Below are 26343 nucleotides of genomic sequence, written 5' to 3' on the forward strand. Positions count from 1 at the left end.
TGCGCTCCTACCTCTCCACCGCCCGCAAACACGGCCTCAACCCCATGACCGTCCTCCGCGACCTCTTCGCCGGAAACGTCTGGCTGCCGCCTGCCGCTCACGCGTAATCAAGCACCTGAGTAGTCACCTCGGATCGATACCTGTACTTTGTGTCGGGAGGGTATTTCTTCTCTTTCTTCTCCTCCTCCGCGAGCCTCTTTCCCCCGATCCCGGAACGCTCGTACGTAGCGGGCATTTTCATTCTGTCTTTCCTGATCACGTACACTTCGGTCTGGGCCCGGATGGCTTCGTACTTGCGCGGATCCGGATCCTTGATCTCGATGACCGCGTCCTGAGCGATTTCCTCCCCTGGATTCAGCACGCTGCCCACCGGCGTGACGAAGGCGCCGTGGTGGATCAATTCGAATGCGTCGGTCTTGGTGTCGGAGATGCTGTTCGCGGGCCCGCCATGGATCCAGTACTTGCTGTCGAGGATGTAGACGGGAACTTGGCCCGCGTTCTTCACGTGCAGATGGACCGTCACGTGCAGCGGCGCCGCTCCTTTTTGCAGACTCGACTCCTTGAACTCCGCTCCAGTCTGTATCAGCGGGGTTCTCACATAGGGAAGATAGATTTGCGAGTATGCCAGGTTGGCGCCGGCGAGAAGGGTGGAGATGATGACGCCGATCGCGACCGTCTTGGGATTGCGGAGACCTTTCCACGCCCGCAGCCTGATGAGTCCGACCAGCGCCACCGAAGACCAGACGCAGAGGGCGATCCCGATCAGGGTGTAGCCGGTGAAACGCTCGCCGATCTGCAGCAGGAGGAGGCAAATTCCGCAGAGGAGGGCGAGTACGACTCCGCCCAGAACGGCCACCCCCGAGTAGCGCCATCGCCGCTTGCCCCAGTAGTCCACCGCCGCCCCGGCGGCAGCCAGCTCCACCAGGGAGGCGGCGAGGACGGTAACTCCTGCGATCCGTCCGCCGTAGGTGAGGGCATTGCCGCTGTCCGACATTCCGATCTGGAAGAGCGGACATGCGGTCGCGAGGAAGCCGAAGACCATGAGCACGCCGATGGTCAGGCGCCGGACGGGCCGGTCCGGCCAGACACTGCAGTCCCCGCCGAGCCATTGGATGTCGTGGTGCCCGACTGACACACCGGCACGATCCAGGATCCTCCGGAGCTCCCCGCCCGACCGGGCCTCTCCCGCGCGGTGGCCGTCGATCAGGACCTTCCGCAAGCCGAGGTCATCAGGCGCCCCTACGGATACCTCGGGTGTGTTCGCCATAACATCAGCCTCCTCCCAGTCCGAGAAACGCGCCCCCGGAGCACGCCCCGCTCAACTCCGCCGCGTCGGAGTGCGGTCAAGGCGGCGCAGGGCGAAGCTGGAGTTGACGTGTAGGTGTCGCTCGTCCCCAGAGGAGCTCCCATGCGTAGACGCATTCTCGGATTCACCGCCGCACTCGTCCTGGCCGTTCTCGGTGCCGCAGTCCCCGTCGCGTCGGCAGCCGTGCCGGCGGTCACCGGACCGGAGTGCATCGCCGACAAGGTGGGAAAGGTGGAGTACGACTCCAGCACCAGCCTGTGGACCTGCATAGGCGGCGAGCACGACGGCGAACCCATCACCACGGAATGAACGCGGCCCCGGGCGGCACGGGCGTTCCTTCCCGCCCGCCCCGGGTGCGCACGAATGTTCCTGAACCCCGGCGCTCAAGTTCAGAGCCGCCCTACACCCAGTTGACCTCCGCCCGCTCCAGCAGCGGGTCGTCCGTCAGCTGGAACAGGGGCACGGCGAAGTTGCCCGACCTGAACCGGCCGCCGAAGTGGAGGCCGAGCACCCGGTGGTCGGCCAGGTCGAAGACGGGGGAGCCGCTGTTGCCGCCGAGCGTGGAGCAGTCGTGCGTCATGGTGAACCCGGGCCCGTCCGGGACCAGCGCCGTCGCCGTGCCCGGCTGGAGCCGCTTCACGTTGTAGATGTCCATGAAGATGCGGCTCATGGCCGCCGGTTCGTTGCGGCGGCCGTCCGCCGCCGGGTACCCGACCACGTACACGGGCCGGCCCGCCAGGTCCGGCGGAGCGTCGGCGGCGACCGCCAGCGGCGTCGGCAGCGGCCCGCCGCCGCCTGCTGCCGGGGACACCCGGAGCAGTGCCATGTCGACGTCCCGGTGGATGCCGATGACCTCGGTGACCTTGAACTCGAACGACCCGTCGGTGGCGGGCGCGCCGAGTTCTTCGGCGGTGTCGATGCGCGCACCCATGCCCTGGCGGAAGGTGAACCCGCCCTCGCCGTCCGCACGGGTGAACTCGGCCGCGACATGGCGGTTGGTCATCACGGCGAACGGCGAGACCAGGAACCCCGTGCCCAGCCAGTCGAGTTCCGCGTGGCCGGAGACCTCCACCCGGCCGACCCGCTCGATCGATGCCCGGATGCCCGGCCGCTGCCCGTCCAGCAGGGCCCAGTCGCCCGGCTGCGAGGTGAAGTCCTGGCCCTGGACAAGGATCGCCGGGCGGCCTTCGAGCAGGACGATCGCCTCCACCCCGAAGTACTCGTCCGCGTCCACGTCGCCCCTGCGGCCCGCCGCCAGCTTCTCCAGCCCGCGCACCCCGGCCTCCAGCACCCTGGCCCGTTCCTCCCGGGCGGCGCGGCCGATCCGCGCGGCCGCCGCATCCTCCCGGGGAAGCTCCTCGGCGGACTCGGGGATCTCGGCGTCCAGCCCCTTGCGCACGCGTGCGGCCACCTCCAGCAGATCCTCTCGGAAGACCTGCTCGGGCCCGGTCGCCACCGGTGATCCACCGCGCATCTCACACCTCCTGTGATCGTGCCCGTCGCGTCAGCGCGACTGGGCCGCCGCGATCTCGTCGTGGATCTGTGGTTTGTGCTCCCGCAAGTGCCGCATGATGGCACTCAGTTGCGTGCCGACGTTCACGAAGGCCGTGCTCTTGCCCTGGAAGCTGACGTCCGTCACGCGCCGCGTGCCGCGGTGCAGGGCCACCACCGTCCAGTCGTCGGTCAGCACGGGCGAGCCGGACGAGCCGCCCCGGGTGTCGGTGAAGTAGCGCACGTCCATGTCGTCCGCCTCGAAGGCGAGGTTGTTGCGCAGCGCGATCCGCTTCGGCTCCCCACCCGGGTGCTGAATGATGTTGAGTGCCACCGGCGTGTCCTTGGCCACCGCCAGCGGTGCGGTGGCGACGCGGAGGAAGGGGCGGGGCGGGGCGCCGGTCAGGCGCAGCACGGCGTAGTCGAGCTCCTCGTCCCAGGCCACGAGTTCGCTCGCCTGTGCCTCCTCGGCGTCCGTGTCGTCCTCGCTCAGGTAGTCGAACCGGGAGCGTGATCCCTGGGCCTGGAGCCGGAGGTCCGACGGGTCCGCGACCTGCTGCCGGCCGTCGGTGCGCTTGCGGGCGTTGACCACGTGGTGGTTGGTGACGAGGAGGTCGGGGGCGATGAGCCAGCCGGTGCCGCTGTGGGGCAGCGCCATCGGCTGGAGCAGGGCGCCCCCCTCGTACGGCAGCACCTTGATGCGGGCGACCGAGGAGCCGGCCAGCGCTCCGCCGCTCAGGAAGCCGAAGGGCACCGTGTCGTCCCGGAAGATGATCTCTTCCTTGGTTTCCCCGGTGGGGACGTCGGGTGCCACGTCGGGCTCGCCGGCCGCGTCGCGCGCCACCCGGTCCAGTGCCTTGAGGACCACGTCGCGGGCGGCGGCATCGGTGAGCTGGTCGGCGGCGTTGCGGAGCCAGACCGCCAGCGGAACGGTGCCGTCGATCAGCCGCTCCACGCGGTTCATCTCGTTGAGGTCCGAGTGGACCTGTTGGCCGGGCGCCGCGAGGAGCGGCAGCGAGCCGCGGTACTTGGGGAGGATTCCCGCGAACAGCAGACTCCGCAGCGCCGGGTCCGTCAGCCCTGCCTCCACCGCCGTGTCCCGCAGCTGTACGACGTCGTCCTGGGAGAGATACGTATCGCTCATGGTCGATCAGGCCGCTCGGTGGCCGTTCCCTTCGGCTGGGCTCTCTGCTGAGGGGGCGGCCTCGCCCGGCTCCGGGGCGACCGGCCGCGTGCCCGTGGCTACGGCCGGGCCGGGGGTGACGGCGCCGGGGGTGACGGCGCCGGGGGTGACGGCGCCGGCGGGGACGGCGCCAGGGGAGACGGCGCCAGGCGTCACGGCCCCAGGGGTCATGGCGCCGACGCCCATCGCCGCCGCCACGCCCGAGGCGAGCTCGCCGCTCCGGTCGTCGAGGGCCAGCAGGCGCCCGGCGAGCCGGTCGAGCGTCCCGAGCCGGCGCGCCTCGCGCAGCATGCCCTGGACCCCCTGGTGGGCGACCCCGGTCGCGGACCGAACGACAGCGGCAGAACGGTCGGGCGAGCCGGCGGAGTCCTCCAGGAGGCGGAGCAGCGAGGCGCGCAGCTCGGGCCGGTCGGCCACCACCCGGTCGATCGCCTCGCCGAGTACGTCCAGGACCCCGTCCTCGGTCTCGGGCAGGCCCACGACGTCCAGGGCGTGCTCCAGGATCCGCGGGTGGTCGTGCGAGACCTCGGCGACCGCGGCACGCACCAGGGCGGGCTGCCGGACGAGCTCCGCGTCGGGCAGCTGCCGCAGTCGCTCGGCGAGCCTGCTCCCGACCTCCTGATGGTCTTCCTCGGTGCGGGACGCCAGCTGTGCACGGGTCAGCAGGGCGCCCAGCGCCTCGAAGTCCTTGCCCAGGCCCGTGGCGATCTCCTCGGCCTCGGCGAGGTCGTCGTCGGCCTCGGCGAGATCGCCGTCCGCCTCGGCCAGCCGCGCCGAGAGGAGCAGCAGCTCCAGCTGCAGTCCGGGGAAGCCGTCCTCGTCGGCGCGCTCCACGGCCGCGTCGGCGGCCGCCCGGGCTTCGGTACGACGGCCCAGCCGGTCCAGGGTCTCGACCCACAGCGGGTGCAACGGGCTGCCCGAGGTCCACGGGCGCCGCCCCTCGATCCGGGCGGCGGCCGCGTCGGTGTAGCCCTGCGACAGCAGGTCCTCGACCTCGCGGGCGGCGATGCGCTCCCAGTCCTCCTGGTCCGCTTCCGCCATCACCTCGTCCGGGGTGTGGCCGCCGAAGCGCCCGGCGAGGTACGCGGCGGACCGCCCCGCCATGTCCTCGTCGGCCCCGACCAGGAACCGCTCGACACCGGGCAGCCACCGCAACTCCACCTCGCGCGGGCTCTCGTTCAACCGCAGCCGGTGGTAGATCTCCTCGGCCCGCGGCTCCAGGCCTTCGCGGGGCGCGTAGTACGCGACGGCGCGCCGCCCGACTGACCGCATCACGTCCGCACGGGCGCGGTCGGCCAGCCGCAGCATGATGGCCCGCAGATCGGCCCGGTGGCGTACGGTCCCCGGGCCGGCCGATTCCACCTGGTCGAGCCGGGAGAACAGCTCGAAGAGGCGCTCCGCCTCCACGTCGGAGTCCACCGTCAGTCCACAGGGACCGGCGAGAACTTCCCGGATCAGTCCGGGCGTGATGGTCCGCAGTGCCATTCCGGCCTGCGCGAGAGCGCGGACGTCCGGGTCCCCGATGCGCCTCAGGATCCGCTCGTAGAGGGTCCCCTGGATGAGCATCTGGTCGACCTTGCGGTAGAAGTGGCGGCGCCGCCGGGGCAGGCTCTCGATCAGTTCGTTCAGCGATTCGGCCCGGTCGCCCTCCTGCTCGGCTGCCCGCGCCGCCAGCTTGAGGCTCAGCGGATTCCCGCCCACGCGGTCGGCGAGCTTCTCGGCGAGCCGTTCGTCGGTCACCCCGCAGGAGACCAGGAGGGCCACGGATGCCTCCGGGCCGAGCTCGTTCAGCTCGATGGTCAGGGGCTCCACCACTCGGGCCGGATGCTGCTTGAGCAGCCGCCCCGCGACGACGGTCCGCAGCCGCGGGTGCACCTTCTGGAGCGCCGACCAGAGACCCCACATGCGGCCGAGCTCCGGGGAACCGCTGTACTGGGCCTCCTCGAAGGAGTCGATCACGAGAACCAGGGGCGGCTGCTCCTCCGCGGGCACTCCCACCGCCTGGACGACGAGTGTCGCGAGCTGCGCCGCCAGCATGCCCTCGCGTGCCGAGGCCAGGGCGTGCACCCCCGACTGGGAGAGCCGCGCCATCGTCGCCCGGGTGGTGGCGAGCTCGTAGAGCTCGTCGACCGTGCCCTCTTCGGCCCGGTGCAGGCCGACGGTCTCCTCGCACGCATGCGCCAGGGCGTCGAAATCGGCGTGGTGCTCGGGATACTGGACGCTGAGCTGCCGGGCCATCTCCGCGATCAGGGTGGCCGGTTCGTGGGCCGAGAGGGTGGGCCTCGCGAAGTCGACGTACGCGAAGGGGAACGTGGTGGGGAAGTCGCGCAGGCTGTCCCGGAGGAACGTCGCGAGCAGGGTGCTCTTGCCGACGCCGCTCAGCCCGTGGACCAGCACCGGCCGCTTCGTGCCGGTGCCGATAGCCCGGGTGAACTCGTCCTGGAGCGGCGTGGGCAGTCCGATGTAGGCGCGCAGTCGGGCGAGTTCCTCGGCGCGCCCCTGGAAGGAGCTGCGTGCGAGGCGTTCGAGGGGCTGCATCAGCCGCGCCCGGTCGAGTAGCTGCTGGATCTCCGCGCTCTCCGGGATGCCGGTGATGCCCGGGATCTGCGCGAGCCACAACACCGCCTGCAGCGTGTGCGGCAGCTCGTCCAGCTTCTGGTGGGCGAGGTTCGGGGGCGTGCCGTCGAGGTAGGCCAGCGCGATGTGCTCCGGGCCCGGGCCGGGCGGGACCTGGTCCAGGTTGGCCAGCAGGGCGCGGCGGGCCGCTTCCGGACCGGGGAAGCCGCCCAGCGCCGTGTCGCGGACCTCCGACTTGAGTACCCAGGTGAAGGTGTTGCGCGCGCCGACGGCCCGGCAGTCGCGCAGCAGCTCCACCCCGGCCGCCCCGGAGGGCTCCTCCTCGCCGGGCAGCTTCAGCCGTGCGGGGTCGAACCGGCTCATCAGGGAAGCCGCTTCCCGGTAGGCCCTCCGCAGGTCCGACACGTCCGCGGGGCCGGAGGAGGCCACGGCGCTGCTCAGCCGCTCGCTCAGGCGCGCGCCGAAGTCCTCGCCGGGGGCGAGCGCGCCGTAGAGGCGGACCGACGCCGCTGCCGCCGTGTAGATCTTGCGCATGTAGCTGTCCGGGCCACAGGCCTCACAGGCCTGCAGAACGGCGGGGACGGCCGTTTCCACGAGGGTGGAGATCCGCTGGATGTCCGGGGGAGTCGAAGCCTCGGTGAAGAACTGCCGGAAGAACTCGCGCAGATCGTCCGGGCCGAACATCCGGGCGGTGTCCCTGACCTCGTTCTTGCGTATCTCGTACGGGAGCTGGCGCATCGTCGGCGAGTACCCGAGCAGTACCAGCCGGGGCGGTACGTCCGGCGGCGCCGGCCTCTGCTTGTGGATGGTCAGGGCCAGCTTGCCGATGCAGTCCCAGACGTCGGAATTGACGTCGAGCTTGTCGCAGTCGTCCAGCACCAGCCAGTACTGCCCGCGCGCGGTGGTGGCCTGGCTGACGACGTGGTGCACCGCCGCATCGATCTCGGGTAGTGGATCGTTCAATTGTGTCGGATTCAATGGCGAGGGGGGCGAGAGGGCCGAGAGGGCCGTGCCCGAGAGCGTCGCTGGGACCGTGCTCGGGTCAGCGACGCACTCGGTGAGCCGCTGGACCACCTGCTCGGCGGTCGAGGTCCGGTTCAACGTCACCCGCACCGGGCGGAAATTGCAGTGCTCGCCTATGTGGCGGATCAGTTTGTAGCTGTAGGAGCGCCCGCTGTCCGGCTCTCCGTCCACGACGAGAACGGTCTTGTCGGGATTCTCGAAGAATTCGCGGAGCCGCTTCCTGAAGTCTGCCCGGTCGATGAACAGGTCGGCGCCGTTGCCGAGCACGCTGCTGAGGAAGAAGTCCTCGGTTGAAATGTGCAGCCGCGCGGCCTCCTCCAGCTCGCTCTTGAGGCGCTTGGCCTCGTCTCCGGCCGGGATGGAGGTGAGCGAGTCGATGCGCACGAGTGTGCTGAGGAGCTGGAGTTGCGTTTCGATTCCACTGTTCCGCACGGCCTCGACCAGGGCGACCGAATTGTCGCTGCTCACGTAATTCAGTGGGATTCTGCTCACGAACTCGGGTGAGAATCCGAACTGGACCAGCTTGGGTCGGGGTTCGCCGGAAATGAAGAAGTGGTCCCGCACCATTTCGGTGACGAGTCCCCATTCAGTATCCTTGGGAGACATACCGCACCTGCACATCCGCCGTAGCGGCGCGGAAAGACGGACTGTCTGATACCTGCCATGGTTTCACTCGGCCCGGTCGCCCGCAACGCGGCCGAACAGGATGCGCAGCTCCTGCTGGACGGGCGCGCTGCGCAGGTACTCGGTGATGCCGTGGTGGTTGTCGCTCTCGTTCCTGACCAGATGGTCGGTGACGAGGCCGGGGGGACCGTACTCGGGCCGCAGCCAGTGGTCGAGCGCCACCAGGTCCCGCAGGTCCGAGACGTTGGACCAGGCCGCCACACCCGCCGGGACCGCCGTCGGGAGCGCGAGCCGGTCCTGGACCTCGGTGATGCCGAGAGGGGCCCCCACGCTGACGAACAGGCGGACGTCCCGTCGCTCCTCGCGGAGCACCTCGTACGCGATGACCGAGCCGAGGCTGTGCCCCAGCACGGCGAGCGGCCCGTCGCGCAGGTCGGCAAGCTCGCCGCGGACGACCTCGCGCATCGCCTCGCCGACGCCGCCGAAGAAGTACGCGTACACGTCCTCGAAGGTGAGCTTCACGAGCAGCTCGAAGACGGGTGCGCGCATGAAGAGGGGGAGCGGCAGCGCCTCGGCCAGGTCTGATGAGGCCGGCGCGGGGGCCGCGCCCTCGGCCCGGCCGAGGGTCTCGGCCGAGTACGTCATCTTCGCCAGCCAGCTCGCCAGGTCCTCCTCCCCGGCCTGCGCCGACCGCCTCCCGAGCGCCGGACCTGCCCTCCGGCGCGCCTCGCGGAGCGTCTCCTCGATGAACTCCTCCGGAGTCCGCAGCGCCCCCGGGTCCGGGAGTTCCCGTACGGGCGGCGGGCCGCCGGACAGCGGGTCGGGCTCGTCGTCGGGCAGCGGGGAGCCGTGCAGGACCGGCGCCCAGTAGGCCATCCGCGATGCCGCGCCCATGTCCGTGCCGAACAGCGCCCTGTCCCACTGGGACTTGAGCAGTTCCTTGCGGACCTTGTTCCCGTTTCCGTGGACGTAGACGACGGTGGCGTCGTCCATCTCAGCTGTCCAGGACCACGTCGTCGTAGCTCTGCAGCCGCTTCCAGCGCTCCGCGGGTGCGCGGGTGACGGGCATGAGGTCGGCGGCCGGCAGCGGCCCGAAGTCGAGGCCGGTGAGGTCGACGATGTCGGTCACGGGCACCTGGAACGTGCGGAACGGGCCGAGCGGCGGCGGATCGCCGGGCTTGGCGCCGGCCATCGCCCGCTCGCGGTCCCGGCTGAGGTCCGGGCTCTGGTCGAGGATGTACCCGGTCGAGGCCAGTCGGCCGTTCTGGACGAAGGCGGCCACCTTCCAGAACCGTAGCGGCACCTGGATGCCCCGGTAGGGCGGGTCGGAGTCGTGCAGTACGGGACCGGTGAAGACGGACAGCTTGCGGTCGAACCGGGCCGCGTGGTCGAGCAGATGGTTCTCCAGCCCCTGCCACAGCTCCTTGCCCTGGTTGAAGGCGTCCTGCTGCGGGGCCGCGTTGGTGAAGTAGAAGGTGTCGGTGTTCGCGCGGTTGGCCTCGGCCGCGGCACCCCAGACCGGGTCCAGGCGGCGGACCAGGTGCCCCCGGTCCAGGGAGTTGTCGCGGTAGATGTCGTTGCCGGCCTGCTGGGCCTCGGGTACGCGCGGGTCGAACCCCCAGTTGTCGTCGCGGGGTACGTCCTCCACGAGCTGCTCGCCGTCGATGCAGACGGCGGTGGAGGCGGCCAGCCTGCGGTCGGGGCGCAGGACGACGGTGAAATGGGTGTAGGGGAGGACGACGGTCTCGATCCCGGCCGCTGACGGGAGGGGGAGCGGGACGGCGGCGCCGAGGAAGGACTCGTCATAGCCGGTGCGATCGGCGAGGGAGCCCTGCCGTGCCGTGGGGCCCGCCGACCGGTCCGGTGGCGTGCTAATTGCGTTCATAAGATAGCAATACCGCGCACAAGTGATCATTTACGGTGCGGTGCGACGGGCCACCCGAACAGCGGCCCTCCCGCCGGCTCCCCTCGACAGGCCCGATCGGGCGGCGTCCCCGGCACCCCGGTTCAGGCGGCGGCCGCTGCGGAACCCATGCTGGCGACCCCCTTTGCCCGCCACGCCCCGAGGAGTACCCGTGCCCACTGGCCTGTCCATCCACATCGGTCTGAACAAGGTCGATCCCGCGGCGTACGACGGCTGGGACGGCAAGCTCCTGGCCTGCGAGAACGACGCCCACGACATGGCCTCGGTGGCCCGCGCCGGAGGGTTCGGCGACACCGTGATCCTGACCGGCGACGGCACGGTGGAGAACATCACCGGGGAACTGCGCAAGGCGGCCGGACGGCTCAAGAGCGGGGACATCCTGCTCTTCACCTACTCGGGCCACGGCGGCCAGATGGACAACCTCGTCGGATCGGACGACGAGCCCGACCGGCTGGACGAGACGCTGGTGTTCTTCGACCGCCAGTTCCTCGACGACGAGCTGTACCGGGAGTTCCGACGGTTCGAGGAGGGGGTCAGGATCTTCGCCCTGCTGGACTGCTGCCACAGCGGCAGCGCGATCGAGTCCCTCCAGGGGCTGCTCACCCCGGAGGCGCTGGAGTCGCAGTTCCAGACCCGTGACCCGGGCCAGGTGGAGGCGGCGTCCCGGCTGATGCCGCTGCTCAAGCAGCAGGAGATCTTCGCCCGGGACCGGCCGTTCTACGAGGGCCTCCAGCGCGAACTCAAGGACGGCGACGGCGGCCGCCCGGCGCCCGGCGCCGTACTCATCGCGGCCTGCCAGGACAACCAGGTGGCGTCCGACGGAGACGTCAACGGACTGTTCACCGCGAACCTTCTCAAGGTGTGGGGGAAGGGAGCCTTCCTGGGCGACTACCGCACCTTCCACCGCGACATCCAAAAGCGCATGCCCGCCAACCAGAGCCCGAACTTCTACACGACGGGCAGCCCGTCGGACGGCTTCCTCAAGCAGAAGCCGTTCACCATCTGACACGGCTGTCGTACGGCCGCCCCGGGAAGCCGGGGCCGTCGTACGGCCGCCCCGGGGAGCCGCCGGACCTCTCAGCCGCGCCCGCCTCCGGTTCCCTTCGCCGTGGCACGGCGCCAGGGCGCGAACGCGCTCGCCGTGCGGGGCAGGAGGCCCGCCAACTCGGGGCAGTGCCGCACCACCACACTGCTCATGCCGTTGCGCTCGATCCAATCGATGCCCAGAGGGGTGTACACCTCGGGCCTGAAGTCGACCGTGAGGAAGCGATCGCTCTGCAGCCGGCGGGTCGCCATCAGGATGAAAATGCGGAAGGCGGTGTCGCTGAAGCCGAAGCCGTGCGGCGGGTTCTCGGCGAAGAGACCGACCATGGTGTCGATGTGATCGACATCGCGGTAGACCTCCTTCAAGCGAGCGACGGTCTCCGGGTCGCCGGACACGTCCTCGAACCGCCGCACGCGCGGCTTGTGCAGACCGGCCCGGAAGTCGTTGTAGCGCGGTACACCGCGACGCCGTGTGCGTACCAGATCGACCACGGACAGGTCGATGACCTCGCCGTCCCGCTCGAACGACCGCAGGGCGTGCGGGTAGTTGTTCAGCGTGATCGCGCCGGGATGCGCGATGCCGAGCGAGTACAGCGAGTTGGCCAGACCGGTCTTGCGGATGAGGGCTTCCGCGGCGGGGCCCTGCACGTCGTTGAAGCCGAGGGTGTCCAGACTCCGGCCGAGCCGGTGGTCCACGATCTCGAAGTCGTCGGGGAGCAGGGGGTGCATGCGGTAGACGGTGACGAAGTCCTCGGTGAGCGAGTACGGAGCGGCGTGGTGGTCCGGCAGGGTCTCGGGGATGCCGGTCAGTGAATGCGCCTCGAAGAGCCACAGTCCCAGCTGTTCGAGCCACTTCTTCGGCGGTCCCTGCCAGTTGGTCTTCAGACCGACGTCGATCACTTCGGTGGCGAGGATCGCGGGAGTCCACTCCACGGTGTGGATCTTCGCGATGAGGGCCGAGACGACCAGTCGCGCCGTGTGGTAGACACGGTCCTCGCTCAAGGCCGGGTACTCCTGCCGCAGTGCTTCGCACACGGCGTTGTGCTCGCGGGCGAAGAGGGTCTGCATGGCGCTGAGGCCGTACCACCAGCTCTCCGCGAACCCGGTGAGCGGGAGGCCGTCCGACCCGGCCGGCAGGTGGCCGTCCTCCAGGCGCAGGGCGGCACCGCCACCCGGCTCGCGCAGCGACCTTCCGGTGGCCTCGTCGCCGCCGTAGATTTCGGAGCCGTCCCACCAGTGAGACGCCACGTTGGCGAACAGCGTCGGCGGACCCGTGCCGTCGGCCGGGTACAGCCCCTCGTTCTCGGCGAAGCGCATGACGTCCTCGGGACGTCCGCCCGGAGTGTTCCTCCACGTGACACCGGGAGGGAGCGGCACCTCGACGGTCTTCGTGCCGGTGGGAAAGCGCTTGTGGTTGACCCAGTCGTGCACCTGGAACTGGATCCAGGCGGCGGCCAGGACGTTGAGGGAGCGTGCCGGAAGGAAGACGTCGCGGTGCAGCAGCTCACGGCTGACGGTGACCGGGTTCGGTACGTCGAACAGTTCCGGTTGGTAGACGGGCGCGAGATTGCGCCCGAAGGCGGACCCGACGGCGCCCATCCCCGGTGCGGACAGGTCGTTGTAGGTGCCGTCGTAGCTCCGCGCGAGCCGCATGTCCTCGTCGATGGGTTCGGGCACGGGCTGGACTCTGGGCGGAGCCTCGCGGAGCTCGGTGTCGACCAGGTTGTCCTGGCGCAACCTCTGCCGGAAAGCCAGGAGGTTCAGCAGACCGAGGCTCGTGGGCAGCCGGTGCCAGGGGACGACCCGGTTGAGGCCGCGGAAGGAGGCGCGCAACGGCACGCCCAGTACGGCGTTGCGGCGCGGCTCGACGTTGGCGAACCGGTGGCCCAGCCGGTGGGCGCTGCTGGCTTCGTAGGCGACCTTGCGCGCACGGTTGAGGTTTCCGAGGGGCCGGAAATCCTCCGTCGTGTTCCACGGGTTGAAGGCGAGCTCGTCGACCCGTGCCGCCGCGGAGCTAGCCTCGGCGGAGCAGAGGTCTTGGCACGGGATGGTCAGCGTCGCCACCCGCACGAGAGGGGTGTCCCCCTCCTTCCACTCGGCCGCGCCGTCTTCGACGGGCGTCCGGCGGTCGTCCACGTAGCGCTGGACGTACAACTCGAAGACGACATCCGCCTCCTTCAGCCGCCGGGCGAGTTCGTGCTGCAGGAAATCGGGGTCGGTGGCGGAGGGCGCGGGGGCCGGCGGAGCGTCGTCCGCGGGGCTCAGCTGATAGCGCACCGGCCCCGCGTCACCCCACAGGATGGCGCCGCGGCTCCAGTACGTCTCCAGCGCCAGGCTGCTCACCGGGCGGCTGGTACCCGCACGCACGTTGCGGCGCATGCGTGCGGCCGTGGACCATCCGACCGCGAGCGGCAGCGTGACGAACAGCGCGACGGCCTTCCGCGGCGTCGAGTCGGCGCCCGCCATGGCCTTCGCGAATTCGACGAACTCGATCGCGTCGCGCGCGTGCGAGACCGGATGGCTCGTCATCAGCAGGTCGTGCGCTTCGTCGGCTCCCGCCGCGACGCGCAGGGCCGCTCCGCGCAGATCGGGGGCGTGGTCGGGCTGGCGGGCGCCGTTCGCATTGGAGAGCCGCACGGTGACGGGGTACTCGGCACCCGGCTGGGCGAAGCCGGTCCGCAGGTCGGGGGGCAGGTCGCCGACGAACGCCAGACGCGCGTTCTCCGCGCCGAGAACGGCCTTGGCGTGGAACGTCCGCGCGAGGCCGGAGGCGCCACTGCGCTTCATGGACTTGAGCTGGACCCGCATGAGCTCGCGGGCGAGCCGCTCGAAGACGAGCCGTTCCGCCTCGGGATTGCCGCCCACGTAGTGCTCGTACTGCCTGGTCTCGGGCATGTGTGCCTCTTCGCCAAGGCGCACCCCGCTCTCCGGACGGAAGGCCGGCGGACGACGAGGTAACGCTGCACGGCTGCCCGGGACGGGGTCCGCGGGCACCTGGGTTACACACGGCAACCCTGACTCAGTGGTGCGGCCCCGTCGCGCGGAACAACGCAGACGGGTGGCATTCCGCCCCGCGCCCCCGGTGGATGCCGGCCGTACGAGTCTGCGCACGCGGCGAACGGTGACACCGGCCCCGTCACCCGTACGGTCCACTCCACGTGCGGAAGCGGGATGCGTCGAGTACTGGCAGACTGGTTCCGGAAGACCGCACGGCAGTGCTGTCCGGCGCGTGCGAGCGCTTCCTCCCGCATCAGCGGGCCACTACAGCTCCTCGCCCGAGGCGTCATTCCCGCATCCGGGGACGCTCGGGCCGTCTCCGTCATGGGTGAGTGCGCCGACACGGCCGCACCACGTGCCGCGCCGACACCGCACTCGCCGACAACAAACGCGGGGGAGTGGACGAGGGAACGGCGATGAGGGTTTACGAAGCCATAGTCAAGGGCCTGGAGGACATCGGAGTTCGGGCCGCTTTCGGCGGTGCCGGAGAGAACGCCGCCGGCCTGATGCTGGCGCTGAAGCATTCGCGGCAGATCCGGCCGGTCATCACGCGGCACGAGCAGGCGGCGTCCTTCATGGCGTGCGGCCACGCGATGTACACGAACGAATTGGGCTTCTGTTTCGCAACGGCGGGCCCCGGCGCGTTCAACCTGTTCTCCGGTCTGGCCGTCGCGATGTCCGACTCCTACCCCGTCCTGGCGGTCTCGGGATACGCCTCGCGGGAATGGCAGGGATGGGGCTCCCTCAACGAGACCTCGGGCCTGAACCGGACACCCGACTCCCGGGCCATGTTCGCCGCCACGACGAAGAAGTCCTTCCTGCTCGCCGACGCCTCCGACACGTGCGACGTCCTCGAGGAAGCCGTCAACACCGCCTTCGAAGGAAGACCCGGGCCGGTGCACATCCACGTTCCCGAGGACCTCACCCACCGTGGTGTCGAGGTGACGAACTTCCGGCACATCCGACTCGACGTGGCCCCGGTCGTCCCGGATCCGGCCCGCGTGGCGGAAATCGCCTCGGTGCTGGCCGACGCCCTCACACGGCGCGAGCGCATCGTGGCGCTCGTCGGTTTCGGCGCGATCCGCAGCGGAGCGGGAGCGGAGGTCCGGCGCTTCATCGAACGCTTCCAGATTCCCCTGCTCACCACGCTGGACGGCAAGGGCATCGTCTCCGAGGGGCACCCGCTCTCGGTGGGCGTCTTCGCGGACAGCGGACACTCCAGCGCGTGGAAGGCGTTTCGCGAGGCCGATGTCGTGCTGTGCGTCGGCAACTCCCTGAATCAGCACGCCACGTTCAACTACCGCGAAGACCTCTTCGAGAACAAGGTGCTCGTCCATGTGAACATCTCCGAAACCGAGTTCCACAAGGCCTACCGGCCCGACTACGCGCTGCTCTCCGACGCGCGCCTCGGCCTGGCCGCCCTCCACGAGGCGCTGGACGAACGGGTCGGCGACGTTCCGGCGGTCGACGTCGACGGCCGCGACTACGAAGCCCGTCACATCACGCACCTGACCGGAAAGATTCACCCGGGGGAGCTGGCCCAGGCGATCGGCAGGATGCTGCCCCCACGAGGCGTCCTGCTCGCCGACGCGGGAGCACACCTCGCCTGGCTCGGCTACTACGTCGAGCTGGCGGAGGGGCAGAACTTCCGCAAGGTCGGCTCCTTCGGGCCGATGGCCGGCCACGTCAACGGCGCCATCGGAATGAAGGTCGCGCACCCGGACCGAACCGTCGTCGTCGGGTGCGGCGACGGATGCTACTCGTTGTCCGGTTTCGAGCTGATGACCGCCGTCGAGAACGACATCCCCGTCATCTGGATCGTCTTCGACGACCAGGAATTCAAGCTGATCAAACTGTTCCAGCTCGTCACCTACGGGGAGACGGGGCTCGTCGAGTTCCAGAACCCCGACTTCGCCGCGTACGCGCGGGCGTGCGGCGCCGACGGCTACCGCGTCGAGACGCTGGACGAGTTCGAGAAGGCCTTCCGCGAAGCGCTCGCCTCCGGCCGGCCCTCCCTCATCGACGCCCGGATCACCCGATGGGCCGTCCCCCACTACAGCCCCTCGCCCGACGGAGTCATCGCCGGCCTCGTGGAGACCATCGAGGCACGCCTGCGCGGCTGACGGCGTCCGTCGCGCCGTGAAGGGACAGCAGAATGAACGACCCGATGAACACCCACAGCCGTGCCGGGTTCGAGGCCCTCCTGAACCGCCCGCTGCTCACGTCGATCTGGCGTCGCCGCACCCACCGGGTCAGCCGCGGCAGCTCGGTCGAGGCCGGTTCGATGAGCTGGGCCTCCACCGCACCACGAGCCCCGCTCACCGAGCTCGAAGAGGCCGTCCTCATCGCCATCACGGGCTGCTCCGGCCTCACCATGCCGGACCGCCCCTTCGCCGACCCCCGCGACGGCAAGCCCATCATGGCCAAGCCGAACCTCAACATGGCCGGCAGGACCGCGGGCAGCCCCGACAACGCCCAGGGCACGCACTTCTTCCTGATCAACGACACCGGCACCTACTACCTGCGCCACGTGCCCCCCGCATCCGACGGCGGTGCGGCGGCGTTCGACGCGGAGACCCTCTGCTCGCGCGCCGCCGAGGCGAAGGTGCGGCTCCTCGACCACCGCATCGACGTACCGGAAGGGGGGCGGGACTTCCCCGCCTACCTCGACTCGAACCGGTTCCTGTCGAACCTCCCGGGCACCACCCTCCTCTTCCCCGTGGTGGACCTGTCACGGCAGTACATCAACGGGCTGATGTACCTGCTGACCCAGCCCGAGGGAGCACGGCCGGCCATCGTCGACGACCGGAACCTCTACCGCTCGGCCGGCGTGAGCAAATGGGTGAAGTCGGGGTTCCTGAACGAAGACATCAAGCTGCCCCTGGGCTTCATCTGGGCCATGCGGACGCAGATCGAGGCCGACCTGCTGCTCCAGAACCTCATGCTCACCGCCGACGCCATGGGGCTCGGAGCCTGGATCCACGCCTCGATCGCCCCGTCGATCATGCTGGGCGACCCCAAGTTCCGTTCCACCTACGGTCCCATGCTCGATTTCGACTGGACCATCCCGCGGTGGAGACCGGCGGACCTCCTGCGCTGGCAGGTGCCGCTTCCGCGCTACGCGGACCTGAGGGCGACCGCCGTAGGCCTGCGGCACGACGGTGAACATCTCATCAAGGCGATGTGTCCGCCCAACTACGGCACCATGGGCGAGGCGGTCGACGCCGTCGTGGCGGGGAAGTTCGGGCCGGCGGGCATCTACTCCGACGAGGGGTTGTTCGAGCGCATCTACCGGGGGGACTTCGGCCGGCGGTACCTGCACGAGGCCGGCGACTACTCCGCGGACGTCATCGCGTGCACGCGGGACATCTGCACCTACATCTACGAGACGCACGGGCGGTTCCCCGCCCACTGCGACACGATCCACGTACCGGGTGTGTGGCTGCAGGCCCATCACCTAGAGAACGCCTACTACGAGCGGTACTTCCGCGAGGGTCTGACCGAGGCCCACCGCACTCACGACGCGTACTGGCACGGGGATGGGTGACGGGACCCGAGGAACGGATCCTCAGTCGATCCGTACGCAGATGGCCACCGGCAGCCTCGGTGGCCAGGTTTCGGTGCTGTGGTCGTAGGCGCGGGCATAGCCGTTGTTCCCGGGGGCGCAGGGAGCGGAGATGTTCGTCTCCAGATAGACGGCCCCGCCGGGGACGCCGGAATTCGTCTTCGCGGTCACGGTGCCCTGGTACCTGATCTTGCCCGAGTTGAACTTGACGACCACGTACACCTTGCCGCCGAGGGTGAAGTTGCCGCCACCGATCTTGAGATGGCCTCGGTAGGTGTACTGGAACAGGTAGAGGCCTTCAGGAGCCTTGTCCAGAGCGGCCGGAGCCGTCGACCGGACCTGGGTGGGCAGACCGGCGGGTGCCGCGTCGGCGGTCGCGGTCGCCGACGCCATCGCCGCCGGTGAGACTCCGAGGCCGACCACGGCCAGGGCCGTTGCGGTTACTGCGGAGCGGCGCGCCCAGCGAGAGGCCGCGCGTCGGAACGTGTGCATGACTGCTCCTTGGGGCGGTTCGGAACACAAGGGCATCCCTAGGACCCGCACTTGCCGAAGGTGATCACGTAGGTCAGGGAGGGGTCGCGGATGATCTCGGCGTGGCCTTGCGTACTGATGTTCAGCCACCAGTTGACGGCTGCCTTGGGAGTGCCGCCTCCGCCCCACTCGTTGTACGCGATCTCGTGGCCGCTCCACGAGCCGCCGTTGGCGCAGTAGCCGGCGTTCTGGATGCGGCGCCCGATCTGTTCGTCGGCGCTTCCGGACACCCTCGGGTTCTGGTGCGGGTTCTTGCCCTTGCCCCACCACTTCTGGGCCAAGGAGGCGTTCAGGTGCGTACGGGCGGCCGTCGTCAGCTCGGAGTCGGGTTGGCGGAGGGTGCCATGTCGTCGGCCTCGGGGCCCATCGCGGTGCAGTCCACCGGGGAGGCGGCTGTCGGGGCGGCAGCGGCAGGGCCGACCGCCGGGCCGGCCGGAACCGACAGGGCGACCGCGGCCGCGAAGGAGACGACGGCTGTGGCGCGCGGAGTGCGGATTCTCATGGGGACTCCCTCCTCTCCCGCGGACCGGCACAGGGAACGGGTCCGGAGCGGGAGGTGGTGGGGACGGCACGGTACGCCGCTTCCCATGGTGCGCCCCACCGGGCGGCTCTGCCACTCGGCCCCGCACGGCCGCCCCGGCGGCGGGGTACCGGCGGTGCGGGCTCCGCGGGTCGCGCCGGTGGCGGACCGTCAGCTCCCGTCAAGGGGCCGGCCGGCACGGTCGTTTGGGGAACCTCCAGGCCGTGCTCCAGCCGCTATCGCCGAGTGCCTCCGGACCCGCGGCGCTTGACGCCGCACCTCGCCGCGTGGGTGCGCCCCACCTCCGCGGCCTTGGTGCCGAGGTGGTGTCCGAGCGCCCGGTAGGCGTCGAACTGGGCGTGGTCGAACCACTGGTCGAAGGTGGCCTGGCGGGGGAAAGCCTTCTCCCGGAGGGCGTAACTGAGCAGCTCGTACGGCATGTCGGGGGTCAGACCGGCCTTCACGTAGATGATCGTCCCCTGTGTGCTGGCCGGTGTGTCGGGCGAGAACTGGACCCGTTCCGGGTACTCGATCGTGCCGCGCACCACGCAGGTGGCGGAGAACCGGCCGTTGAGGGAGGCCATCGGCACTTCGGGCGCGAGCGGTTTCGCGCTGCCGGGGACCAGGTCCAGCAGATTCTGCCCCTCGTCGTCGAAGGTGATCGTCACTCCGAGGTCCTCGTAGGCGAGGGTGATCGCCTGCGCGAGGGTGGTCGCCAGCGGCGGAGAGTCCCCCGAGGCGTCGATGACGTAGACGGTCCGGCAGCGGAGCCGGAGCATCTCGACCAGACCGAGATTGTCGAAGTGCCCGCCATCGGTGCACAGCAGCAGGGGAGTGGTGTCCGAGTACCGGCCCACCAGCTCCTGGAGCTGGTACCGCAGGCGCCGTACCCGCGGCAGCCGCGGCATGATCCGGTCGGGCCCGTACGTCGCCAGCTCCGCGAGGTACAGGGGGTTGGGCACCCAGGTGCCGAGCCGCACGTTGGACAGCGCGAGCAGCCGCTCCATGAACATCGTCTGGGAGCCCATCGCGGAGGCGAAGGCCGCTCCGGACACGGCGACGGCGGACTGTACGGTCAGGTCGCGCCCGATCAGCGCCGGGGCCGTCTTCTGCAGGGTGCTGGTGCGGACCCAGCCCGTGTCGGGTCCGCCGCAGTAGTCGGAGGCGAAGGTGAAGGGGACGGCGGGCCGCCCGGGCGCCGTGCGGTTGCGCAGGGAGACGGCCGCGGAGGCGGCGAAGATGACCTGGGGGAAGCCCGCCACCCGCTGCGCGTACGGGTTCAGCGGGGTCGGCTCGTTGTTGTAGTCGTACGGCAGGGCGCCGACCGAGCCGTCCCTCAATACCGCGCGGCGCACGGCGAAGGTGCCCGCCAACCGCTGTCGGTAGAAGGGGTGCAGGCTGAAGGTGGTCTGGTCGATCACGAGCGTCAGCACGATCAGGGCGATCGGCACCCCCCACCGCCACCCCGGGTGCCAGCTGCCCGCGTAGACGGCGGCCCAGGACATGAGGGCGAGGCCGAAGAACGCGACCAGGAGCAGAACCAGCCAGCACACCACGGCTTTGACCCAGCTGCTGCCGACCTGTGTGACGAGGGACGTGCCGCCCCTGGCGAACGGACTTGCCTGCTCACCGTCCGGCTTCAGCCTCTTCACCGTTTTGTGGACCGCGGTGAACCACGTACCCGCGGCGGTCGCCGCCGCGGTGATCGCGCCGAGCAGGGCCACTCCCGCCCCGCTGTCGTCCCAGTAACCCCCCTTGCCGGCCGCGTGGGCCAGAGAGCCGAAGAACCAGATCACCGAGGGAATGACGACCGAGAACGCGGCGACCGCCAGCGCGAGGCCGGTGAGCGTGTTCACCGTGCTGCGCAGCCATGCGGGGCGGGACCCGTCGCTCCCGGCCCGCGTGAAGGCGTACCCGACGGACACCAGGCCGGCCAGGCCGAACAGGGCGAGGACGGGGTGCCAGGCGTTCGGGTACAGGTCAAGGGACGAGTCGAACGCTGCCGCCTCCGCCGCGAGGGGGCGGAGCTCGGTCAGTCGCACGTGCGAGTAGAACTGGTGCAGGAACTGGCCTGCCACGGCGAAGACCAGCGCCAGCATGCCGAAGGAGACGGCCATCCCACGCAGCACCGCCCCCGCGGCGTTCAGCTTCTCCTTGGGCGCGTCCGCCAGGTACTTCGCGTGCCGGCGGATGTGGTCCTCCTCCGGGCTGCCGGGCGCGAACACGTCCGCGGGGTTCGCGAGACCGGGCCGCACCGACGGGCTCCCGTCCGGGGTCCGGAGCCGGGCATCGGTCAGGGCCAGTTGGAAGGCCCCGGCCGTGTACCCGCCGCCGGACACCGACACCAGATACGTCGCTTCGAGCAGTTGCCCGCGCAGCGCCTGCAACGCGCCGAGGGTGACCGAGGCCGACCGGATGCCGCCGCCGGAGACGCAGAAGCCGAGCTCCGCGGGCTGGCGGCCGGGCGGCTGGTACGCGCGGGTACGCCAGCGGGTCACCGCGCTGTCCTTCGGATTCCGGGCCTCGGCCTGGAGTGGTTGCGCCGGGTCGGGGGCCGTCCACTCGGGCCGGGGCTCCCAGTCGTGGGGCGCGGCGGGCGGGAGGATCACGTCCGGGTCGCTCCACTGGCTCTCCGTGCCCTCCGTGAGCCGATGGGCGCGGGCCACGACGGGACGGGGGCGGTCCTCCCGCGCACTCTGCACGAAGGAGGGGTCCAGAACGCGGCGGCAGTAGAGGGTGACGACGATCAGAATGCCCGCTGCCACCAGCGGGACGACGAGCGCCCATTTGACCTGGGCGAAGTAGGCCGCACGCGTCAGGTCCGGCACCGGGTCGGCGGCGAGCCGGTTCAGAGCCCTCCAGAGGAAGAGGTTCTCCAGGCAGTCCGCGACCACCGGCACGGGGGTGAGGGCGAGGGCGCGCCGGGCCCACAGCCGGGTGGACTCCCGGTAGAGGAAGAGGTGCCCGAGCCCGAAGGCCCCGGCCAGGGCCATCGCGTAGCCGGGAACGAACATGCGCCAGTCGAGTACGAGGCCGTCCTGGAACAGCCTGGTGCCATCCCCGCCTTCGACGCCGTTCACGATGGCGCGGGCCCCTTCGGCCGTCGCCGCGAACTGCAGGAACAGTTCTGCGTTCCCCGAGGGCTTGTCGAGGAACGGCGGATCCACCGAGTACCAGATGATCATGCAGAGACCGGCGGCGAGCCCGAACAGACACAGCCCCACCGCCCAGCCCGGAATCTCTCGCAGCCTCGACTGCGTCGGAGCATTCGGCATGCACGCAGAGTAGTCATCCGGACCCCGTCCGGACGCCATTCGGATCGGTGCGCGCCGTACGCGGCACCGCACAGGACCCGCTCGGCCGCGCCCGCACCGGGCAGGAAGGGGCGGTGCCCGCCGACACCGCCCGCGGACCGGGCGGGGGTCCACGTGGGTCACTCCGGTCGTTCGGACGCAGTCCGGGAACGGCCGGCATCGCCGCCCTTCCACGCCATGGTCACCGTCAGATGGCAGCCCGCACCCGTCTTGGCGATCACTGCCCCGGCGGCCACTGAGAGATCGACCCCGAACTGGATGCTGATGTCGTCGGGGCGGGCTTTGCGCAGCTGCTCGAGGGCCACGCGTGCTGCCTCCGTGACCGGGCCGAGCGCCTCCTGCAGCGTTTCCGGGAGGTCCTGGATGGCGTCGCCGATGCGGCTTTCCTCCATCGTCCCCTCGGCCGTGTCCGGAGCCTCGACCAGGACGTACCCGCCGCCTTCCAGCGGGATCCGAGCGAGAGGTGCCACGACTCCTCCTCCGTATCTACGGCATGTACGACGACCCCGTCCGGGCCTGCGGAACCGGATCTCGGCCAGCGTTGCAGGGGCGGGGGCCCGTCGCATGGCACAGGGGGCCGTCTGCGTGAGGACCCCGGGACCTCATGGACGGTTTCCGCGCCGGACGCCTACCGCCTCTACGGGTACTGCCCTGGCCCGCCCTGCCGGCCCGTGGGAGGCTGGAAGGGAAAACGGGTCGCGGCACCCGGCGCGGCCCGGTCGAGCCGCATGGACTCCGCCATGACCCAGCACCCGTTCCACGCCTCCCGTACCGTGCCGAAGGCGCTCGTGTACGCCGCGCTCACCCTCCTGCTCGCCGCGCCGGCCGTGGCCGCTCCGGCCGATCGGGGGCCGCTGGCCCCTCAGGCCGTCGCCCGTGTCCAGGAAGCCGTCCTGTCGATACCCGCCATCGGGGTGTCCGACCTGGCCGTGATCCCCTACGAAGGCAGTCCCGACGACGCTCCGGGCACGCTGATCCAAGATCGCGGCGTGGCATCGAGTCCGTACGGGCCCCGCGGCGGGGTCGGTCCCGGAGACGTGGGGAACTACATCGTGAACGCGCACCGCATCTCGGCCGGCGGGCCGCTGTGGTCGCTGCCGTCGTTGAAGACGGGTGCGTCCGTGTTCGTGACCGCCGACGGCGTGCGGTACGAGTACGTCATCACCACGACGCGGACGACGTCCTTCCGGTCGCAGGCCTCCATGGACGAGCAGCGCGCCGCGGTCCCCGGCTCTCCGGGCACCACCCCCACGCGGGCCATGATCACCGTGAGTACCTGCCTGACACCGGAGGACAACGCGGCGGGCAACTTCTGGCGTGACGCGCAGAACAACCCGGAGCACCGCCTCGACAAGATCGGTGTCCTGACCGAGACGGGGCCCGAGGAGCAGTGAACGGGCGGGCCCTGGAGGTGTGCGCCCGATCGCCGGAGGGAACGGCCTCACGGGCTGCGGGGCAGATGACCCGCTCCTCGATCGCGCCGCGCAGGATGTGGGTCGGTCTCGGGCCGTAGCCCGAGCATGTCCAGCAGCAGCGCCAGCTCGCTCGCGTTGGCGGCCCGTGAGGCGATGAAGCGGCGCGCTGCCACACGGTCCGTGGTCCCAGAACACGCCAGGAAAGCCGGCTCGTCACAACCAAAGGGATCCTTCACCTGGCCGATCCCACCACGCGCACCCATTCCGCGCATGCGCATTGGTCCGCTTGAGCCACCGGCGCCCGTCAGATGGTGAGGCCGTCGAGCAGTTCGACGCCGGGGAGCTCGGTGAACAGCTTCCCGGGCGCGATGAGCTTCCCGCGGCGGCGCCCGCTGCCGATCAGCACGTACGGCATGTCGCCGACGGCTGTGTCCACCAGCAGGGGCCAGTCGTCCGGCAGCCCAAGCGGGCAGATGCCGCCGTATTCCATGCCCGTCAGCTCCACGGTCGTCTCCATCGGGGCGAAGGAGACCTTGCGCGCCCCGAGGTGACGTCGGACGGCACCGTTCACGTCGACCCGGCCGGCGGAGGGCACCAGGCAGGCCGCGAGGGTGGTCAGGCCGCCGCGCTTGCCGGCCACCACCAGGCAGTTCGCCGACTGCTCCAGCAGCTCCTGCCCGAAGTGCGCGACGAAAGCGGCGGTGTCGGCGATGGCAGGGTCGGTGTCGACGTAGAGGATCTGCGCGGCAGGGACGCCTCCCCGCCAGCCGGCGATCGCTCGCGCCACGGGCGGACTGAGCTCGGCGAGGCAATCGGGCGCGGGCACGGCGTTGTCGAACGGCCCGATGGGAGTACGCATGGCCCGCACGCTAACACCGTGCGCGGAGGCGTCCCGTGCCCGAGGCGCTGCGGGAGGACCACGCCTAGTGCTGTGACCGGAACCCGAGGTGCAGCAGCATCCGGACGTGGCGCTCGGCGCACGGACGCGGGAACGCCGTCCGGTTCCTCCTCCGAGTCGTGACATGCGTCACGGCCTGCCTGCCGCTCCGCCGCCCCCGCGGAGATCCTCCACCTCGGGACATTTCGCCGTATGTACCTTTTGGCGCCGGCGCGCAGCACTCTGCCAGAAGCGGATTCTGAGGTTCCCGTTTACCCGCCCCCAACAGGGCTGACGGGGAGGGGTTCTGGCGGCGGGCCAGGCGGGTTCCGGAGTGGCCGCGACGGTCGGAATGCACGATCTTCCGGCCGTTTCAAGCCGCGGTCCGAACATCCCGCGCGGCCGAGCGGCGGCCGCTTGCCAGCCTGTCGGCGGGCTTCTAAGAATGGCGATTCCTCCGGCGCCTTCGCGGTCCGGCGCCGGGAGCTTCGCGATCACCGAGTGAGGTCCCGCATGAAGAAGCACCGTAAGAAGACGCACCACAGGAAGCTGGTCGTCGCTGTCGGGGCACTGGCCCTCGTGGCCATACCCGCCACGGCCATGGCCTGCATCGACCCGCAGGAGACCGGCCCGATGCGGTCCATCGCGTCCGAGCAGGACAGCCGTCCCTGGTACGGAGACTCGTACGGCGACCCCTACGGCGACCCCGGCGCGCAGCAGCCCGTGGAGGTCCCGGTTCAGGCAGGCTCCCCCGCCGAGATCGTCGAGCAGCCGGTCGTCCAGCCGCCCTCCGAGCCGGTCGCCGAGACCGCGCCTCCGGCGCAGCCCCCGTCGCGGCAGCCGGTGCAGCCGCCCGCCGAGCCGGCCGGGCCCCCCGCGCCCGCGGACTCCGCGGCACCCTCCGGTGCACCGGCCGAGGTCCTCGCACTCGTCAACAAGGAGCGCGCCACGGTCGGGTGCCCCGCACTCACCGTCAACGAAAAGCTCACGAAGGCCGCGCAGGACCACAGCGAGGACATGGCCGCCCACTCCAACATGTCCCACACCGGCTCCGACGGATCCGACCCGGGCCAGCGGATCACCCGTGCCGGGTACGAGTGGAGTACGTACGCCGAGAACGTCGCGTACGGCTACGACACCGCCGCCCAGGTCATGGAGGGCTGGATGAACAGCCCGGGGCACAAGCGGAACATCCTCGACTGCGAGGTAAAGGAGATCGGCATAGGCCTCGCGCAGCCCGGCCAGTACTGGACACAGGACTTCGGCGCCACCCGCTGATCCGCCTCCGCTCCACGGCCGTGCCCGACCTTCACGACCACCCCGCCTTCGGCGCCCGCCCGGCGCCGTGGCGCGGTGCGGCCGGTGCCGCCCGGGGTGCGCTGCGCAGGGCCCGGCCCACGGCCGCCAGCCGTAGCGCCTCCAGGGTGTCGGCCTGGCGTTCGGCACGTGCCAGCAGTCGGCCCATGGCCTCCGTGTCCAGCAACGGGTCCGAGCGGGCCAGTGTGTGCAGGGTCCGCCAGAGTTCCTTCTTGCCTTCGACACCGACCCTGACGGCCTCCAGTTCGAGAACATCGCTCAGGGGTGAGCGTGAGAACACCCTGCCGTTGGGCTTCAGCCGCCCCGCCTGCGCGACGGCGATGCCCAGGAGCATGCGGAGGTTGTTCGCGGGGACGTCGAGAGCCATCATGACCTCGCGCAGGCTGTCGCGGTCCTCGCTGATTTCCTCGGCGAGGGCGGCGAGGCGCGGCCCGGCGTCGGTGTCTTCGTGCGCACGCGCGGTCCGCCTGACGAGGGCGATTCCGGCCCCCGCTCCGGTGAGGTGGTCATTGAGGTAGATGCCCAGCAGGCGGTGGGGGTCCGGGGCATTGCGTTTCATGGGGAGACCTCCGATCGGTGGTGCAGCCGCCTCGCGGCCGCTCTCCCGGCTGCCCTCGACTCCCGGCTGCCCTCGA

At 70.5% G+C, this 26343-nt stretch carries 20 protein-coding genes; 6 read left to right on the forward strand and 14 right to left on the reverse strand.

The genetic code is table 11. The features are described 5' to 3' along the window. Nucleotides 1-97 precede the first annotated feature (97 nt). Nucleotides 98-1267 (reverse strand): hypothetical protein, encoded by a 1170-nt coding sequence (locus AC061S_RS29260; RefSeq protein ID WP_478688893.1) that lies wholly within the window; start codon nucleotides 1265-1267, stop codon nucleotides 98-100. Nucleotides 1268-1408: 141 nt separating this feature from the next. Between AC061S_RS29260 and AC061S_RS29265 the strand changes: the two genes are divergently transcribed. Then, nucleotides 1409-1615: a hypothetical protein gene (locus tag AC061S_RS29265; protein ID WP_478688894.1), complete on the forward strand. Its 207-nt coding sequence runs from the start codon at nucleotides 1409-1411 to the stop codon at nucleotides 1613-1615. Between the two features lie 91 nt (nucleotides 1616-1706). On the opposite strand, the gene AC061S_RS29270 is transcribed toward AC061S_RS29265, so the two are convergent. The 5 genes from AC061S_RS29270 to AC061S_RS29290 all read right to left on the reverse strand — a co-directional run bounded on the left by AC061S_RS29270 (nucleotide 1707) and on the right by AC061S_RS29290 (nucleotide 10089). After that, the gene (locus AC061S_RS29270; RefSeq protein WP_478688895.1) at nucleotides 1707-2780 is read right to left on the reverse strand and encodes a trypsin-like serine peptidase; all 1074 of its coding nucleotides are present in this window, start codon (nucleotides 2778-2780) and stop codon (nucleotides 1707-1709) included. A gap of 30 nt (nucleotides 2781-2810) precedes the next feature. Beyond that, the gene (locus tag AC061S_RS29275; RefSeq protein ID WP_478688896.1) at nucleotides 2811-3941 is read right to left on the reverse strand and encodes a trypsin-like peptidase domain-containing protein; all 1131 of its coding nucleotides are present in this window, start codon (nucleotides 3939-3941) and stop codon (nucleotides 2811-2813) included. Nucleotides 3942-3947: 6 nt separating this feature from the next. After that, nucleotides 3948-8048, reverse strand: a complete 4101-nt coding sequence (locus AC061S_RS29280) for an AAA family ATPase (RefSeq protein ID WP_478688897.1) — start codon at nucleotides 8046-8048, stop codon at nucleotides 3948-3950. A gap of 201 nt (nucleotides 8049-8249) precedes the next feature. Continuing rightward, nucleotides 8250-9197 (reverse strand): hypothetical protein, encoded by a 948-nt coding sequence (locus AC061S_RS29285; protein WP_478688898.1) that lies wholly within the window; start codon nucleotides 9195-9197, stop codon nucleotides 8250-8252. A gap of 1 nt (nucleotide 9198) precedes the next feature. After that, nucleotides 9199-10089 carry a DNA/RNA non-specific endonuclease gene (locus AC061S_RS29290; protein ID WP_478688899.1) on the reverse strand — a complete coding sequence of 297 codons (891 nt, stop codon included), beginning with the start codon at nucleotides 10087-10089 and terminating at the stop codon, nucleotides 9199-9201. A 190-nt stretch (nucleotides 10090-10279) separates the two neighbouring features. Between AC061S_RS29290 and AC061S_RS29295 the strand changes: the two genes are divergently transcribed. Next, nucleotides 10280-11134, forward strand: coding sequence for a caspase family protein (locus AC061S_RS29295; RefSeq protein WP_478688900.1), 855 nt, complete (start codon nucleotides 10280-10282; stop codon nucleotides 11132-11134). 71 nt (nucleotides 11135-11205) lie between these two features. Here the strand turns inward: AC061S_RS29295 and AC061S_RS29300 are convergent, their stop codons facing one another. Further along, nucleotides 11206-14067, reverse strand: coding sequence for a peroxidase family protein (locus tag AC061S_RS29300; RefSeq protein WP_478688901.1), 2862 nt, complete (start codon nucleotides 14065-14067; stop codon nucleotides 11206-11208). A 518-nt stretch (nucleotides 14068-14585) separates the two neighbouring features. Here AC061S_RS29300 and AC061S_RS29305 point away from each other — a divergent pair. Then, a complete protein-coding gene (locus AC061S_RS29305) occupies nucleotides 14586-16292 on the forward strand; it encodes a thiamine pyrophosphate-binding protein (RefSeq protein WP_478688902.1) in 1707 nt (568 codons plus the stop codon). Between the two features lie 32 nt (nucleotides 16293-16324). Continuing rightward, the gene (locus AC061S_RS29310; protein WP_478688903.1) at nucleotides 16325-17716 is read left to right on the forward strand and encodes a hypothetical protein; all 1392 of its coding nucleotides are present in this window, start codon (nucleotides 16325-16327) and stop codon (nucleotides 17714-17716) included. A gap of 21 nt (nucleotides 17717-17737) precedes the next feature. On the opposite strand, the gene AC061S_RS29315 is transcribed toward AC061S_RS29310, so the two are convergent. From AC061S_RS29315 to AC061S_RS29335, 5 genes are all read right to left on the reverse strand, one after another. Continuing rightward, nucleotides 17738-18226 carry a hypothetical protein gene (locus AC061S_RS29315; protein WP_478688904.1) on the reverse strand — a complete coding sequence of 163 codons (489 nt, stop codon included), beginning with the start codon at nucleotides 18224-18226 and terminating at the stop codon, nucleotides 17738-17740. 38 nt (nucleotides 18227-18264) lie between these two features. Then, nucleotides 18265-18546: a hypothetical protein gene (locus AC061S_RS29320; RefSeq protein WP_478688905.1), complete on the reverse strand. Its 282-nt coding sequence runs from the start codon at nucleotides 18544-18546 to the stop codon at nucleotides 18265-18267. A gap of 32 nt (nucleotides 18547-18578) precedes the next feature. After that, a complete protein-coding gene (locus AC061S_RS29325) occupies nucleotides 18579-18767 on the reverse strand; it encodes a hypothetical protein (RefSeq protein WP_478688906.1) in 189 nt (62 codons plus the stop codon). Nucleotides 18768-19021: 254 nt separating this feature from the next. Further along, complete coding sequence (locus AC061S_RS29330) at nucleotides 19022-22060, reverse strand: hypothetical protein (RefSeq protein ID WP_478688907.1); 3039 nt, start codon at nucleotides 22058-22060, stop codon at nucleotides 19022-19024. Nucleotides 22061-22218: 158 nt separating this feature from the next. Beyond that, entirely contained in the window at nucleotides 22219-22569 is a 351-nt protein-coding gene (locus tag AC061S_RS29335) for a CU044_2847 family protein (RefSeq protein ID WP_478688908.1), read from the reverse strand. A 270-nt stretch (nucleotides 22570-22839) separates the two neighbouring features. Between AC061S_RS29335 and AC061S_RS29340 the strand changes: the two genes are divergently transcribed. After that, a complete protein-coding gene (locus AC061S_RS29340; protein WP_478688909.1) occupies nucleotides 22840-23493 on the forward strand; it encodes a sortase domain-containing protein in 654 nt (217 codons plus the stop codon). Nucleotides 23494-23818: 325 nt separating this feature from the next. Here AC061S_RS29340 and AC061S_RS29345 read toward each other — a convergent pair whose 3' ends face one another. Then, the gene (locus AC061S_RS29345; protein WP_478688910.1) at nucleotides 23819-24373 is read right to left on the reverse strand and encodes a YbaK/EbsC family protein; all 555 of its coding nucleotides are present in this window, start codon (nucleotides 24371-24373) and stop codon (nucleotides 23819-23821) included. A gap of 531 nt (nucleotides 24374-24904) precedes the next feature. On the opposite strand from AC061S_RS29345, the gene AC061S_RS29350 reads away from it, so the two are divergent. Continuing rightward, complete coding sequence (locus AC061S_RS29350) at nucleotides 24905-25669, forward strand: CAP domain-containing protein (protein ID WP_478688911.1); 765 nt, start codon at nucleotides 24905-24907, stop codon at nucleotides 25667-25669. A 31-nt stretch (nucleotides 25670-25700) separates the two neighbouring features. On the opposite strand, the gene AC061S_RS29355 is transcribed toward AC061S_RS29350, so the two are convergent. Beyond that, nucleotides 25701-26267, reverse strand: coding sequence for a hypothetical protein (locus AC061S_RS29355; RefSeq protein ID WP_478688912.1), 567 nt, complete (start codon nucleotides 26265-26267; stop codon nucleotides 25701-25703). Between the last annotated feature and the right edge of the window lie 76 nt (nucleotides 26268-26343).

The organism is Streptomyces sp. CA189 (assembly GCF_056428985.1).

Coding starts and splice junctions, on each gene's coding strand:
- AC061S_RS29265 (WP_478688894.1), top strand. CDS start 1,409: ATGCGTAGACGCATTCTCGGATTCACCGCCGCACTCGTCCTGGCCGTT.
- AC061S_RS29345 (WP_478688910.1), bottom strand. CDS start 24,373: ATGCGTACTCCCATCGGGCCGTTCGACAACGCCGTGCCCGCGCCCGAT.
- AC061S_RS29305 (WP_478688902.1), top strand. CDS start 14,586: ATGAGGGTTTACGAAGCCATAGTCAAGGGCCTGGAGGACATCGGAGTT.
- AC061S_RS29330 (WP_478688907.1), bottom strand. CDS start 22,060: ATGCCGAATGCTCCGACGCAGTCGAGGCTGCGAGAGATTCCGGGCTGG.
- AC061S_RS29270 (WP_478688895.1), bottom strand. CDS start 2,780: ATGCGCGGTGGATCACCGGTGGCGACCGGGCCCGAGCAGGTCTTCCGA.
- AC061S_RS29355 (WP_478688912.1), bottom strand. CDS start 26,267: ATGAAACGCAATGCCCCGGACCCCCACCGCCTGCTGGGCATCTACCTC.
- AC061S_RS29315 (WP_478688904.1), bottom strand. CDS start 18,226: ATGCACACGTTCCGACGCGCGGCCTCTCGCTGGGCGCGCCGCTCCGCA.
- AC061S_RS29285 (WP_478688898.1), bottom strand. CDS start 9,197: ATGGACGACGCCACCGTCGTCTACGTCCACGGAAACGGGAACAAGGTC.
- AC061S_RS29310 (WP_478688903.1), top strand. CDS start 16,325: ATGAACGACCCGATGAACACCCACAGCCGTGCCGGGTTCGAGGCCCTC.
- AC061S_RS29325 (WP_478688906.1), bottom strand. CDS start 18,767: ATGAGAATCCGCACTCCGCGCGCCACAGCCGTCGTCTCCTTCGCGGCC.
- AC061S_RS29275 (WP_478688896.1), bottom strand. CDS start 3,941: ATGAGCGATACGTATCTCTCCCAGGACGACGTCGTACAGCTGCGGGAC.
- AC061S_RS29260 (WP_478688893.1), bottom strand. CDS start 1,267: ATGGCGAACACACCCGAGGTATCCGTAGGGGCGCCTGATGACCTCGGC.
- AC061S_RS29300 (WP_478688901.1), bottom strand. CDS start 14,067: ATGCCCGAGACCAGGCAGTACGAGCACTACGTGGGCGGCAATCCCGAG.
- AC061S_RS29350 (WP_478688911.1), top strand. CDS start 24,905: ATGAAGAAGCACCGTAAGAAGACGCACCACAGGAAGCTGGTCGTCGCT.
- AC061S_RS29340 (WP_478688909.1), top strand. CDS start 22,840: ATGACCCAGCACCCGTTCCACGCCTCCCGTACCGTGCCGAAGGCGCTC.
- AC061S_RS29290 (WP_478688899.1), bottom strand. CDS start 10,089: ATGAACGCAATTAGCACGCCACCGGACCGGTCGGCGGGCCCCACGGCA.